At 72.5% G+C, this 14,477-nt stretch carries 10 protein-coding genes; 4 read left to right on the top strand and 6 right to left on the bottom strand.

Translation table 11 applies throughout. From position 1 onward, the window contains the following. The first annotated feature begins 30 nt into the window (after positions 1-30). Positions 31-534: a hypothetical protein gene (locus ACFP2V_RS25100; protein ID WP_381216791.1), complete on the top strand. Its 504-nt coding sequence runs from the start codon at positions 31-33 to the stop codon at positions 532-534. Positions 535-851: 317 nt separating this feature from the next. After that, the gene (locus tag ACFP2V_RS25095; protein ID WP_381216957.1) at positions 852-2,840 is read left to right on the top strand and encodes a discoidin domain-containing protein; all 1,989 of its coding nucleotides are present in this window, start codon (positions 852-854) and stop codon (positions 2,838-2,840) included. Between the two features lie 70 nt (positions 2,841-2,910). Here ACFP2V_RS25095 and ACFP2V_RS25090 read toward each other — a convergent pair whose 3' ends face one another. Both ACFP2V_RS25090 and ACFP2V_RS25085 read right to left on the bottom strand, forming a co-directional pair. Then, positions 2,911-4,497, bottom strand: coding sequence for a glycerol-3-phosphate dehydrogenase/oxidase (locus ACFP2V_RS25090; protein ID WP_381216788.1), 1,587 nt, complete (start codon positions 4,495-4,497; stop codon positions 2,911-2,913). After that, the gene (locus ACFP2V_RS25085) at positions 4,494-5,093 is read right to left on the bottom strand and encodes a TetR/AcrR family transcriptional regulator (RefSeq protein ID WP_381216785.1); all 600 of its coding nucleotides are present in this window, start codon (positions 5,091-5,093) and stop codon (positions 4,494-4,496) included. The genes ACFP2V_RS25090 and ACFP2V_RS25085 overlap by 4 nt, the downstream gene beginning before the upstream one ends. Before the next feature lie 72 nt (positions 5,094-5,165). Between ACFP2V_RS25085 and ACFP2V_RS25080 the strand changes: the two genes are divergently transcribed. Together ACFP2V_RS25080 and ACFP2V_RS25075 are read left to right on the top strand one after the other, a co-directional pair. Next, positions 5,166-6,785, top strand: a complete 1,620-nt coding sequence (locus ACFP2V_RS25080; protein WP_381216954.1) for an FAD-binding oxidoreductase — start codon at positions 5,166-5,168, stop codon at positions 6,783-6,785. A 113-nt stretch (positions 6,786-6,898) separates the two neighbouring features. Beyond that, on the top strand, positions 6,899-7,780 hold the full coding sequence (locus ACFP2V_RS25075) for a YegS/Rv2252/BmrU family lipid kinase (RefSeq protein ID WP_381216782.1): 882 nt from the start codon (positions 6,899-6,901) through the stop codon (positions 7,778-7,780). A gap of 84 nt (positions 7,781-7,864) precedes the next feature. Here the strand turns inward: ACFP2V_RS25075 and ACFP2V_RS25070 are convergent, their stop codons facing one another. The 4 genes from ACFP2V_RS25070 to ACFP2V_RS25055 form a co-directional block, all read right to left on the bottom strand. Then, positions 7,865-8,707, bottom strand: coding sequence for an alpha/beta fold hydrolase (locus tag ACFP2V_RS25070; protein WP_381216779.1), 843 nt, complete (start codon positions 8,705-8,707; stop codon positions 7,865-7,867). A 206-nt stretch (positions 8,708-8,913) separates the two neighbouring features. Further along, entirely contained in the window at positions 8,914-10,296 is a 1,383-nt protein-coding gene (locus ACFP2V_RS25065) for a cytochrome P450 (protein ID WP_381216776.1), read from the bottom strand. 128 nt (positions 10,297-10,424) lie between these two features. Next, entirely contained in the window at positions 10,425-10,874 is a 450-nt protein-coding gene (locus tag ACFP2V_RS25060) for a hypothetical protein (RefSeq protein ID WP_381216773.1), read from the bottom strand. A gap of 164 nt (positions 10,875-11,038) precedes the next feature. Further along, positions 11,039-14,323: a family 78 glycoside hydrolase catalytic domain gene (locus ACFP2V_RS25055; protein ID WP_381216771.1), complete on the bottom strand. Its 3,285-nt coding sequence runs from the start codon at positions 14,321-14,323 to the stop codon at positions 11,039-11,041. Positions 14,324-14,477: the final 154 nt, after the last annotated feature.

Raw genomic sequence — 14,477 nt, 5'->3', positions numbered from 1 at the left:
GCAACGCTCTCAAACCCCTCGGAGGTTTTGGTGCTCGGATCCCCGCTCGGACCGCGTCCGTCCGTCCCTCGCGCCCGTCGTACCCTCTTCACCTTCCCGCCCGCCGCCCTGCTGGCCCTCGGTGCCCTCGCCGCCGCCCTCGCCGCGGAACCGGGCGGGGAAAGCTGGCCCGTGCGGCAGCTCGCGCGGGCGCGCGAGGGCGTGAGCGCCGAAGTGCGCGTCGACACCGTGGACGGCACGGTGACCCTGGCCGCCCGCAGGGGCGGCGTCACCGTGCTCGAACCCGCACCCGGCGGCATCGTCCCCGATACCGCCGACCGGGCCGGCACCCGGCTGCTGATGCAGGCGTCCGTCGCACATCGGCGACCGGCGGTACGCGCCGTGTCCGTCCCTTCGGCGACGGGCACGGCGCGCTCGGACCGGGGCGCCGCCGAAGCCGGTCCCGTTCCCGCCGGGAGCGCGGTGCACGGCCTTGCGGTCGGAGGGGACCCGGCAGCCCGTTCCCGCCGGTCGGCGCGGCCGTGCGGTCACTGACGGGAAGGCCTGCGAAGAGACCGAGGGCCATGCGGTTGCGCCAGGGGCCTTCGCGACAGGCCCGGCGCCGTCCTGGGGCCGCGCCGCAGGTCGTTCCGGACTCTTGACTCCTTACGTGCCAGTAGTCATCCTCGGCCCATAGTTTGCTCCGGCCATGACAAAAAATCGAGCGGACCCGGGCCACCGGCCCGGACCGCCCGAGGGGACGACCGTGCTGTTCTGCCGACGGAGGGACGTGGGCCGTGACCATCGCTCGACGCAGGTACGGCGGACGCCGTCATGTCGCCCTCGTCTCCCTGCTCCTGCTCGTGCTCGCCATGTCCCTCGGCCCGACGCCCAGTTCGGCGGCCGACGGCGGCTGGTGGGAGCCGGCCGCGCGACCGGCTCCGGACTCCGGCATCGGCGTCACCGGCGAACCCTTCACGGGTACCGATGCGCGCGGCGAGGTCCGCGGATTCGTCGACGCGCACAACCACCTCATGTCCAACGAGGCCTTCGGCGGCCGGCTCATCTGCGGCAGGCCCTTCTCGGAGAAGGGGATCGCCGACGCGCTCAAGGACTGCCCCGAGCACTACCCCGACGGCTCACTCGCGATCTTCGACTTCATCACCAACGGCGGTGACGGCAGGCACGATCCGGACGGCTGGCCCACCTTCGTGGACTGGCCCGCCCACGACTCCCTGACCCACCAGCAGAACTACTACGCCTGGGTCGAACGGGCCTGGCGCGGCGGGCAGCGGATCCTGGTGAACGACCTGGTCACCAACGGCGTGATCTGCTCCGTGTACTTCTTCAAGGACCGCGGCTGCGACGAGATGACGTCGATCCGGCTGCAGGCGAAGCTGACGTACGACATGCAGGCCTACATCGACCGGATGTACGGCGGCACGGGCAAGGGATGGTTCCGCATCGTCACCGACAGCGCGCAGGCCCGGCAGGTCGTCGAACAGGGCAAGCTCGCGGTCGTCCTGGGCGTCGAGACCTCCGAACCCTTCGGCTGCAAGCAGGTCCTGGACATCGCCCAGTGCGGCAGGGCCGACATCGACGCCGGGCTGGACGAGCTGTACGACCTCGGCGTACGCAGCATGTTCCTGTGCCACAAGTTCGACAACGCGCTGTGCGGAGTCCGCTTCGACGAGGGAGCGCTCGGCACCGCCATCAACGTCGGCCAGTTCCTGTCGACCGGCACCTTCTGGCGGACGGAACAGTGCACCGGGCCCCAGCACGACAACCCCGTCGGCCTGGCCGCCGCGCCCGGCGCCGAGGCGGAACTGCCGAAGGACGTCGACGTCCCCGCCTACGACCAGGACGCCCAGTGCAATGTGCGGGGACTCACCGACCTCGGCGAGTACGCGGTGCGCGGCATGATGAAGCGCAACATGATGCTCGAGATCGACCACATGAGCGTCAAGGCCACGGGCAGGGCGCTCGACATCCTCGAGGCCGAGTCCTACCCCGGCGTCATCTCCTCGCACAGCTGGATGGACCTGAACTGGACCGAGCGGGTCTACGGTCTCGGCGGCTTCGTCGCCCAGTACATGCACGGCTCGGAACACTTCGTCGAGGAGGCGAGGCGCACCGAGGCGGTGCGGGACGAGTACGGCGCGGGATACGGCTACGGCACCGACATGAACGGCGTCGGCGGCTGGCCCGCCCCGCGCGGCGCGGACGCGCCCGACCCCGTCACGTACCCCTTCCGCAGCGCGGACGGCGGCTCCGTCATCGACCGGCAGACCACCGGCGAGCGCACCTGGGACCTGAACACCGACGGAGCCGCGCACTACGGACTCGTCCCCGACTGGGTCGAGGACATCCGGCGCGTCGGCGGTCAGGACGTGGTGGACGACCTCTTCCGGGGTGCCGAGACCTACCTCGGCACCTGGGGCGCCTCCGAGCGGCACCGGCCCGCGGTCAATCTCGCCAAGGGCGCTTCGGCGACGGCGAGTTCGGCCGAGTGGAACCCGTTCACGAGCTACGCGCCCGGCCGGGCGGTGGACGGCGACCGGGGCACCCGCTGGGCCAGCGACTGGAGCGACGGCCAGTGGCTGCGCATCGACCTCGGCGCCACGCACGAGGTCGGGCGCGTCACCCTCGACTGGGAGCGCGCGTACGGGACGTCGTACCGCGTCGAGCTGTCCGCCGACGGCACCGGCTGGCGGACCGTCTGGTCCACCACAGCCGGCGACGGCGGCCTCGACACGGCCCGATTCACCCCGCAGCAGGCCCGCCACGTCCGCGTCGTGTTCCTGGACCGGGGGACGGAGTGGGGCTACTCCCTGTACGAGGTCGGCGTGCACGGCAGGTGACGGACCGGCGCGGGTCAACCGCACCGGTCCGACCGAGTCGTCGCAACCGAACCGTTTCGACCGCGCCGTGTCAGCCGTGCCGGGGCAGGGCGTCGTTCAGCAGTCTCCGGACCGCGTCCAGGGCGGCGGCGCGGTCCGCGGGGACGAGGCCGATCCGGGTGCGGCGGTCGAGCAGGTCGCTCTCGTCGAGCGCTCCCTCATGGCGCACCGCCCACAGCAGTTCGGCCCCGGTCACCGGATGGCCGGGCAGCACGGGGCCGCCCAGCCGGGCGTCGCGCACGCCGAGGGCGTGCACGGCGGGTGCCTCCGTCCCGTAGTGCCGCACGAGGCGGCGGGGTACGGGCAGGGCGGCGAGGACGCGCGGCGACGCGGCGCCCACGAGGGGCAGGGACGCGGTGCGCGACGGACCGGCCGGCAGCCGGCGGACGCGCACGGCGGTGTCGACGGCGTCCTCGGCCATGCGCCGGTACGTGGTGAGCTTGCCGCCGACGACGGTGACGACGCCCTCGGACGAGGTCAGCACCGCGTGCCGCCTCGAGACGTCGGCGGTCCTCGGCGCCGTCCCGGACCCGTCCGCCGAGGTGTCCAGCAGGGGGCGCAGGCCCGCGAAGGCCCCTACGACGTCGGCGCGGTGCAGCGGGACGTCCAGGACCGAGCACAGGACGTCCAGGAGGAAGCCGATGTCCGTCTCGGGCGCCTCCGCGACGTCGGGGACGGGGCCGCCCACGGGTTCGTCGGTGAGCCCGACGTAGACCCGGCCGTCGTCCTGGGGCAGGACGAGGACGAAGCGGTTGGTCTCCCCGGGGATCGGGATGTGCAGGCCGGCCGGAAGCGGGCCGAGGCTGTCCGGGCGCAGCACGAGGTGGGTTCCGCGCGAGGGGCGGATCCGGATGCCGTCGACGAGGCCGCCCGCCCAGACGCCGGACGCGTTGATCACCGCGCGGGCGCGTATCCCGCCCTCCTCCCCGGTGAGTTCGTCGCGGACCCGGGCACCGGACGCGGTCAGGTCCAGGGCCCGTACCCGAGTGAGGATCCGCGCCCCGTGCGCGGCGGCGGTGCGGGCGAGAGCGGTCACCAGCCGGGCGTCGTCGGTGAGCCGGCCGTCCCAGGACAGCAGGCCGCCGCGCAGCCCGTCGGCCCGTACGGCGGGGGCCAGATGGCGGGTCTCCGTTGCCGAGGTACGGCGCGGCGCGGGCAGGGTCGCACGCGCGGTACGGGCCGCCAGCCGCAGGGCGTCGCCGGCCCGGAAACCGGCCTGCGCCAGGGCGGACCGACCGGGGGAGACCAGGGGGGTGAGAGGCAGTACGAACGGCTGCGCGCAGACCAGGTGGGGGGCGGTGCGCTCCATCAGCACCCCGCGCTCGACCGCGCTCTCGTGGGCGACGTCGAGCCGGCCGGAGGCCAGATAGCGCAGCCCGCCGTGGATCAGCTTGCTGCTGAAGCGGGAGGTGCCGAAGGCCAGGTCGTGGGCGTCGACGGCGACTACGCTCAGCCCGCGGGACGCCGCGTCCAGGGCGGCCCCGGCGCCGGTGGCACCGAGCCCGACGACGAGGACGTCGACGACGTCGCCGCCGCCCACGGCCGCGGTCAGGTCGCGGGTGCGGCGGCCGGCGGACAGGGACGACGCGGAGGCGGCCGGTCCGGGGCGGGAGGTCATGGGGCGAGGGTCCTCTCCAGGATGTCGCGCAGTTCCGCGAGGAGGGCCTCGTAGGTGAGGTCCGGATCGTCCTCGTCGGTCATGGTCCGCAGGGACAGGGTGAAGGACTGGACGATCAACAGGACGGACCGCGCCTGCCGTTCGGAGTGCCCGGCGCGCACCGAGCCGTCGGCGTGCCCCTCGCGCAGGGTGTCGGCCAGCAGTTTCAGCATGGCTTCCTGACTCGCCCCGCGCCGGTCCAGCACGTAGGGCAGCAGCAGTTCGGGATCCACACCGACGATCTTCTGGAAGAGCGGATGCCCACCGAACGCGCGCACCCCCGCCACCAGCCCGTCGACCATCCTCGCCCGAGTGGCCAGTCCCGGCCGGGACTCGGGGACGGCCCCCGTGGCCACGCCGATCCACTCCCGTGTCATGAGGTCGCCGACCAGGGTGCGCACATCGGGCCACCGCCGGTACAGCGTCATACGGGAGACCCCGGCGCGGCGGGCCACGTCGGTCAGCGTGGTGCGACGGACCCCGACGGCCAGGACGCAGTCGCGCACCGCGTCGAGCACGGCGTCGTTGTCCGCTTGGTTGTGACGAATGGGCGTCATGTGTCACAGTGTAACGCCATGTGAGGCCGTCGGCGACGGCATCGCTCCCCTCGACCGGTGAGGACGACAGCCATGGACATGCTGTGGAGCGGCTGGGGCGACCCGGCCAGGGCCAAGCCGCTGCCCGACACCGTGATCGGGCTCCTGCGTGACATGCTCGGCGTCAAGCTGCGCCCGGCCGCACCGGTTGCCTTCGGCGAAGTGACCGTTCCCGAAACCCGGTTGGACCCTGCGGCGCGGCGTGCGCTGGCCGCCGCCCTGGGCGGTTCGGGCGGGGGCGCGAACGACGGCGAGGACCACCTGCGCACCGACCCGGAGACCCGGATCCGGCACACCCGCGGCAAGTCCACCCCCGACCTGCTGCGCATCCGGGACGGCGACGTCACCGACGCCCCCGAGGCCGTCCTGTACCCCGCGGGCCACGACCAGGTGCTCGCCGTCCTGCGCGCCTGCGCCGAACACGGCCTGGCCGTGGTGCCGTTCGGCGGTGGCACCTCCGTCGTCGGCGGACTCGCCCCCGGCCGGCCCCGCCCCTTCGTCGCCCTGGACCTGCGACGCATGGACCGCCTGCTCGCCCTGGACCCGGTCTCCCGCACCGCCACCCTGCAGCCCGGCCTGCGCGCCCCGCAGGCCGAGGCGCTGCTCGCCGGACACGGCTTCACCCTCGGACACTTCCCCCAGTCCTACGAGTGGGCCACCATCGGCGGCTTCGCCGCCACCCGCTCCAGCGGCCAGGCGTCCGCCGGCTACGGCCGTTTCGACGAGATGGTGCTCGCCCTCACCCTCGCCACCCCCGAAGGCACCCTCGACACCGGCCGCGCCCCGCGCTCGGCGGCCGGCCCCGACCTGCGCCAGCTCGTCCTGGGATCCGAGGGCGCCTTCGGTGTCATCACGTCGGTGACCGTCCGGATCCGGCCCGTTCCCCGGGCCCGCCCCTACGAGGGCTGGCGCTTCGACTCCTTCGAACAGGGGGTTGCCGCGCTGCGCCGCCTCGCCCAGGACGGGCCGCGCCCCACCGTGCTGCGGCTGTCCGACGAGACCGAGACGCTGATCGGCCTCGCCCGGCCCGAGGCGATCGGCTCCGGCACCGCGCAGCCCGCCGGATGCACGGCCGTCGCCGGCTACGAGGGCACGGAGGAGGACACCGCGTACCGCAGGCAGGGCGCCGCGGTCGTCCTGAGCGCGTGCGGCGGAACCCCGCTGGGCGAGGAGCCCGGCCGGAACTGGGCGCACGGCCGCTTCTCGGCCCCGTACCTGCGCGACTCCCTCCTCGACGCCGGGGCGCTGGCCGAGACGTTGGAGACCGCGACGTTCTGGTCCCGCGTGCCCGAGTTGTACACCGCCGTCCGTGACGCCCTCACCGGCACACTCACCCAGGCCGGCACCCCGCCCCTGGTGATGTGCCACATCTCCCACATCTACGAGAACGGCGCCTCGCTGTACTTCACCGTGGTCTCGGCCCAGGGCGACGGCGACCCCGTGGCGCACTGGACGCGCGCCAAGCACGCCGCCGACGAGGCGATCCTCGCCGCCGGCGGCACGATCACCCACCACCACGCCGTCGGCACCGACCACCGGGACTGGTACGTCCGCGAGATCGGCCCGCTGGGCACCGACGCCCTGCGCGCCGTGAAACAGCGCCTGGACCCGGCCGGAATCCTCAGCCCCGGCGTTCTCCTGCCCACGGACTGACGCGCGGCCCACCGGCGGCTGACCCACCGGGCGACCGCCCTTCCTCCGACCGCCCGACCGTCCCGCCGGACCATGTCCCCTCCCCATCCCGTCGGCCCGCCCGGAGGCACCCGATGCGACAGTTCACCGCCGTCGTCAATCCCACCGCGGGCGGATCCACCGGAGCGGCCGCGCTGCTCGCCCTCGCGCGCCTGCTCCGGGAGGCTGGCGCCGAACTGCACACGGAGTACAGCCGCAGCCTGGCCCACGCGCGGGAACTGGCCCGCGCCGCGGGCCGGCGGGGCCGGGTGGTGCTGGCGGTCGGCGGGGACGGCATCGCCGGAGGCATCGGCGGCGCGCTGAGCGGAACCGGCGCGACCCTCGGTCTCGTACCGGCGGGCCGTGGCAACGACTTCGCCCGTGCCCTGGGCCTGCCCGTCGATCCCGCGGCCCTGGCCCGGATACTGCTGCACAACGAACCGCGACCGGTCGACACCATCGAGGTCGAGTCGGCCGTCCACGACCGCACCGTCGTCCTCGGCAGCGTCTACGCAGGCGTGGACGCGCTCGCCAACCGTCACGCCAACCGGTCCCGGCTGCTGCGGGGCTCCGCCTCCTACTACGCCGGTGGCCTGCGCGCGGTCACCGGCTGGCGGGCGGCGCGCTACCGGGTCACGGTGGACGGCGAGGAACACACCCACATCGGATACACCGTGGTCGCCGCCAACTCCGGCTTCTACGGATCGGGCCGCGTCATCGCCCCCGACGCCCGCGTCGACGACGGCGTCCTGGAGATCGTGATGATCGCAAACGCCCCGCGGTGGCTGTTCTTCAGCCTGATGAACGACCTCAGGACCGGCGCCCACGTCCACCGGCCCCAGGTGCGGATCCTGCGGGGCAGGGAGATCCGCATCCTTGCCGACCGGGACGTCCCCTACGGGGCGGACGGCGAGGTCGAGGCGGTCCTCCCGGTGACGCTCAGGGTCCTCCCCGGATCGCTCCGCGTGCTCCGCTGACCGGCCCCGGCGGCGCCCCGCGTCAACGCGGCGACGGACGGTGCGCGCGGTACGGCGCTGGGATCCTTCATGTGCGGCAGGCCGTCAGGCCGCCTTGCCGAGGAAGGACAGCAGCGCCTTGTTGACCTCCTCGGCATGCGTCCACAGCAGGCCGTGCGGGGCGTCCTCGATCTCCACGTACTCGGCGCTCGGCAGTGCCTGGTGGAACGGGCGCCCGGTCGAGTCGATCGGCAGGATGTTGTCCGCCGTGCCGTGCAGGATCAGGGCGGGTACGTCGATGGCGGGGAGGTCGCCCCGGAAGTCGGTGAACCACGTCATCGGCGAGGCCGCCGCGGCGAAGAATCCGCCCGAGGAAGCCGTGCACCAGCTGTTGCGAACGGATTCCGGGCTGATCCGGCTGCCGAGGTTCTCGTCGAGGTTGTAGAAGTCCTTGAAGAACGACGTGTAGAACGCGTACCGGTCCGCCCTCACCGACGACGAGAGGCCCTCGAAGAACTCGCGGGGCGCCGCACCGGTCGGGTTGTCGTCGGTCTTCAGCAGACAGGGTTCCAGAGAGGAGAGGAAGGCCACCTTGGCGATCCGGCCCGAGCCGAACCGGCTGACGTAGCGGGCGACTTCACCGGTGCCCATGGAGAACCCGACGAGCACGGCGTCCGAGACGTCGAGGGTCTCCAGGACCGTGTTCAGATCGGCGGCGAAGGTGTCGTAGTCGTAGCCCGTCGTCGGCTGGCTCGACCGTCCGAACCCGCGCCGGTCGTAGGTGATCACGCGGTACCCGGCGTCGAGCAGCGCGGCGGACTGCTTCTCCCAGGAGTGGCCGTCGAGCGGGAACCCGTGGATGAGGACCACGGGCTGTCCGGACCCGTGGTCCTCGTAGTAGAGCTCGATGTCGGTGGAGTTCTCGCGTCCCACGGTGATGTGAGGCATGGGCTTTCGTCCCTCCTCGGCTTGGTGTCGGACGACCCGGCCCCACGGCCCCGCCGGGGCAGCGCAACCGGGCGACCCCTCCAGGTTCGCGCGACCTGCGCGAGCCCGCATCCGGTCACGTGCCGACGAGGGGGTGTGGCTGCCGGACCACGCCCCCTGGGCGGGGCCCGGCAGCGGTCTGCCGGTCCGGTGGCGCCGGGACGAGGTCAGCCGTTGCGGGGCTGCACGGTCATGACCAGCCTGCGAGGGCGGACGGTGGCACGGGCCACCGGCTCGACGACCTGACCGGGGGGCAGGGTCAGCCGGATCCTGCGCAGGATCGTCGCGAGGGCGGTGACCAGTTCGGTGAGGGCGAAACGGTCGCCGATGCACTTGTGCTTGCCCGCGCCGAACGGGAGGAAGCCCGGCGGCGGACTGCTGTCCAGCCACCGGTCCGGGGTGAAGGCCGATGGATCGGGGAACAGCTCGGGATCGCGGTGGAGGGCGTGCTGGCAGTAGGCGAGTTCGGTGCCGGGAGGCAGGGTCCACCGGCCGAGGCGGGTCTCGGTGACCGTACGCCGGGTGACGAGCCAGCCGGTGTGGTGCAGCCGCAGCGTCTCGGTGATGACGCGGTTGAGGTAGGGCAGCCGGGACAGATCCTCGAAGGTCACCGCTTTCCCCCCGAGGACCTCGTCGAGTTCGCCCAGTACCCGCTTCTCGACATCGGGATGGCGGGCGAGTTCGTACAGTGCCCAGGAAAGCACCGACGCCGTCGTCTCCGTACCGGCCACGGCCAACGTCAGGATCTCCGATGAGATCTGATGACTCGTCAGTGGATGCCCGGTCTCCTCGTCCTGGGCTCGCAGCAGCAGGGACAGCATGTCCCCGGTGTCGCGTCCGGAGGCCTGCAGTTCACCGACCGCCGTGTCGATGGTGGCGCGCACGGCGTCGCGTGCCCGGTCGAAGCGACGGTTGGCGGGCAGCGGCAGGCGTTCGGCCCAGTCGGGCAGCATGACGCGGGACCCGACCCCGTTCATCACGACCGACAGGTCACGGCGGAGCCGGCGGAAGGTCCGCTCGTCCAGGCTGCCGGAGAAGACGGTCTTGGCCAGCATGTCCAGAGACAGTTTGACCATCGCCTCGCGTACGTCGAGGGCTTGGCCGGGGCGCCAGCCGTCGGTGGCGCCGGACGCCTCCTCGCGCATGATGTCGACGTACCCGGCGATCTCGCCGTGGGTGAAAGCCGGTTGCAGCTGGCGCCGTTTGCGGACATGGGTCTGCCCCGCGGCGGTGACGACGGAGTCGCCCAGCAACTGGCCCATCTTTTCGAAGAATCTGCCCTTGTCGAGGCTCGGGCCGAGTGTGACGAGCATGGTGCGGATCAGGGCCGGGTCCTGGACCACGACCGTCCGTGTCCCGGGCTGCAGGGTGATCTCGACGAGTGGGCCGTAGGCGGCGCGGAGCGAGGCGATGAATCCCAGGTTGTCACGCAGGAGGTGGACCGCGTGGCCGAGGACCGGAAGTGATCCGGAGGCCCTGGGTATGGGGGGAGGGGCGGAGAGCGTCACGTGGGGTGCTCCCTTCACGGTGATGTCCGGCGCGTTGATCACTTCCCTCCTACGAGGGATGGCTAACCGGACACACCACATGTCCTGCACCATGTGCCCCGTGCGAACCGCCCGCCCGCCCCGGCGAGGCCGGCGGCGGGCGGGCGGGCGGGAGCGGCGTCCCCCGGAACTCAGCCGGCGTACACCCTGCCCTCCTTCACCACGTAGTGGACCGGGCCGGAGCAGCCGATGGACGGAGTGACCAGCAGGCTGACCGTGAGGGGTGCGGGCTCCGTGCTCGCTGTCGAGAACTGGCAGATGGCGCCCGTACCGGTGAGCGGATACCAGAACCAGCCGTCCACGTCGCCGACGGTCACGCGGTCCGACTCCTTCCAGGCGCCGTCGGACCGCGTGTACACCTGAAGGCGCACGGACGCGGCGTACCTGTCCTCGACCGAGCGGAGCGCGGTCAGGGTGATCCGGTAGTCGGTGCCGAGGACGGACGACGCGATCTGCCGATGCTGCGGCGCGGCGGGCTCCGCGTTCGACGCCCCGGCGCCGGCGGCACCGAGAGCCGCCGTCATCAGGACGGTGAGCGCCGCGGCGGCGCCACGACGGGTGCGAGAGCGAATCGGGCTCATGTGGTTCATGCTGCTCCCCCGTGGGAACGAGTGCGAGTCAAAAGGACACGGAAAGCCGAACCGTTCGAACACCTCCCCTTCCGGGAGGTTCCATGAGGTTCACTGAGAAAGACACCCGGAACGGCCTTGGGGTTGCACGGCGGGCCGCGGCCGCCCTCGCCGTACTACGCCCGTCCGGTGAACTCCCAGCTCCCGTGCGGTATCCGGAAGATCACGAACCCTGGCTCCGTACGGAGATACCGCGCCCCCGGCGGTACCGTGACCTGGGACCGCCCGTCCGCCGGTACGTGCACCTCGGCGGCCGACCCCACGGGGACCCGCACCACCAGCCGCAGCCGGCTGTCGATCCGGGACCACGACACCGCGGCCGGCCCGCGCACCGTCCGTATCGTGGTGCGCGCCCAGTCCAGGCCCGTACGCGCGTCGGGCCGCACCACGAAGGTGCCGTAGCCCGCGTCGCCCGGCCGCAGCCCGGCCACGTTCTCGTAGAGCCACTGGGCGACCGTGCCCTGGAAGTAGTGGTCGCGGGAACGGGAGTCGGCCGGCCACATCTCCCACATGGTGTCGGCGCCCTGTGCGTGCCAGTACCCCCAGCTCGGGTACGTCCGCTGGGTCGCGATGGCGTGGGCCACGTCCGGGCGCCCGTGGGCGCACAGTGCCCGCAACAGCACGCTGGTGCCCAGTGCCCCGGTGTTCAGATGGTTGCCTCGCTCCTCGATGTCCCGCACCAGGCTGTCGACGACGGTGGCGCGGGCCCCGGCCGGCACCATCCCGAAGGCCAGGGGCACGGCGTTGGACGTCTGCCGGTAGTCGGGGTCCTTCGCCGTGCGGTAGTACCCCTCGGACCCGAGGAAGGCAAGGTTCAGGGCGTCCCGCAGATTCCCGGCGGCCTCGCGGTAGCGGTCCGCGGTCCCCCTCTCGCTCAGCAGTTCGCCCAGTTCCGCGGTGTGCAGCAGGGCGCGGTACAGGTAGGCGGTCGCGGTGAGCCGGGTGTCCTCAGGGGGATTCCCGCCGTAGCCGGGCGGCAGATAGTCGCCCAGCGCGGTGACCGCCAGACCGTCCCGCAGCCGGGCCAGCTCCCAGTCCAGGTAGCGCACCAGCGCGTCCCAGTGCGCGCGGGCGGCCCGTTCGTCGCCGTACACGCGGTACATCTCGCGCACCACGAACGGGTAGACCGTGGTCCACTCGGGGGAGGGCCCCAGATCGCCGTAACCCCAGCCGCCGCTCGGCACGATCACCGGCAGCTGTCCCTCCCCGGTCTGGCTGTCCGCCAGGTCGCCGAGCCACTTGGACAGGAACCGGTGCACCCCGAAGGCGTAGGCCATGACGGGCGCCCCGAGCTGTGCGTCGCCGGTCCAGCCGTTCTTCTCGTACATGGGCGTGTCGGTCGGGATGCCGTGCAGATTGTTGAGCACGGTCCGGCGCATGGCCTTGTCCAGCCACTCGTAGAACGGCTCGGAGCAGGCGAAGGAACCCACCTCCTCGACAGGCGTGTGCACCAGCCGGCCGAGCACCTGGTCGGTGGAGGGACGCGCGGGCAGTCCCGTGATCTGCACGTAGCGGAAGCCCTTGTACGAGAACGAGGGCTCCCAGACCTCTTCCTCGCCACCCGCGCAGATGTACTCGTCGGTCTGGAACCGGCCGGGGACATGGCCCGTCTCGGCGTGCACACTGCCGTCCTCCTTCAGTTTCTCGCCGTGCGTCAGGCTCACCAGGTCGCCCTCGGCGGCGCCCCGCACGGTCAGGCGGGTCCAGCCCGCCATGGTGCGACCCATGTCGACCACGTACACCCCGGGACGCGGTTCGCCGACTGCCGCGGGACGCACGGTGTCGACGATCTCGATGGGGTCGTGCGGCTGGGCGCGCAGCCGCCCTGCCGGTGCCTCCTGGACCCGGGCGGCACGCCAGCCGCTGTCGTCGAAGCCTGGCCGGGTCCACCCGTCGGGGACCAGACGGGCGTCGAAAGTCTCCCCGGCATAGAGGGAGTTGGAGCGAGTCGGCCCTTCGGCCAGCAGCCAGTCGGCGCCGGAGACGACCGTTGTGCGGGAGCCGTCCGGGTGGTCCACCTCCAGTTGCGCCAGGAGCCGCGGCTCGCCGTGCCAGGGCGGGCGGTGCCAGTTCCAGACATTGGGGGTCGTCATGCCGAAGAAGCCGCGCCCGAGGGCGACCCCCAGGGCGTTCTCGCCGCGTTCCAGCAACGTGGTCACGTCGTGCACGGCGTACAGGACGGTCCGGTCGTAGTCGGTGAACCCCGGGTCGAGGACCTGGCGTCCGACCTTGTGCCCGTTGATCTCCGCCTCGTAGTAGGCGAGTCCGCTGATGTACAGCCTCGCCCGGGAGATCTTCTTGCGGACCGTGAAGGCGCGGCGGAGCAGCGGGGCGGGCAGCTCGGGCGCCGCCACGGTCACTCCCGTGCCCCAGGGGCCCTGGCCGTAGGGCGCGAGGACGGTCGCGGGCGCCCAGCTTCCGTCGTCGAAGTCCGGTCGCTGCCAGCCCTGTTGCTCGATCTCGGAGGTGCGCCAGCGGGCGTTGGTGGCCAGTTCGTGATGCTGTCCGTCCGCCGTGTCGACGAGCAGCCGGATCAGCAGGCCGCCCGGGTTGACGGAGGCCCCGCCGCGGTTGGTGGCGAGCGCGGCCAGTGCGACGCCCCCGGCCTGGGCACCCGCTCCCGGCGCCGTGGTCGCCGCCGTACGGACGAGTCCGGTCACGTCCGCGGTTCTTCCGGTACGCCAGCTGTCCGTCTGCTGCGGGGCGTGCAGGACCTGCTCACCGCCGAGGTACAGGGTGAAGTCGTCGTCGGCGGTGGCGACCACCGTGGCCCGCTCCACCTCCGTGCCCGCGGGCAGGGCCAGCCGCCCCCTGAACCACCGGGGGCCCTCGGGTGCGTCGGCGGAGGTGGCGCCCGGCGACCAGATCCACGCGGCACCCTCGAACGAGGGCGGCTGAGGCGGTGCGTCGGCCCCGATCCAGCGGGCCTTCCACCCGTCCGGCGACAACGTTGTCTCCCACCAGCGCGGCTCACTCCAGCGTGCCGCGCGCCCCTTCGCGTCCCATACCCGTACCCGCCAGAAGTAGCGGGTGCGAGGGCTGAGCGCGGGGCCGTCGTAGGGGACACCGACGGTGCGGTCCGACATGACCTTCCCGGAGTCCCAGACCGTCCGGCCGTCCCAGCGGGCCCGCTCGCGGACCACCTGGATCCGGTAGGCACTCTGGTGCGCGTCGCGCCCGGGGGCCGTCAACTCCCAGGAGAGGCGGGGATGTTCCACGTCCGTGCCGAGCAGTGTCTCGGCGTATTCCACGGTGGTGCGCACGACGCGCAGTCCGCCGGATCGTGGTGGGGGAGCCGTCGATGCCGTGGCCGCCGGTATGGCGGCGCCCCATGCGGTCACGCCCGCTCCCGCGGCCGCTGTCCCCTGCAGGAAGACCCTGCGCTTCCATCCTTCGGTCATGATGTGCGTCCTCCGCTCGCCGTGTCCGGTGATTGAAACGATTCACATCCGTTCTTCAGTGATCCTATGGACCCGGCGCGAGGCGCTGCAAGGGGCGTGACAGGGATCGAGGAGAGGCGAAGAACGGCCGCGAGTGACGAAGAACGGCCAAGTA

Origin of the sequence: Streptomyces incanus (assembly GCF_042656345.1) — a bacterium.
GTDB lineage: Bacteria > Actinomycetota > Actinomycetes > Streptomycetales > Streptomycetaceae > Streptomyces > Streptomyces incanus.
Note: the sequence above shows the minus strand (reverse complement) of the source record. Positions and strands in the feature narration are given on the sequence as shown.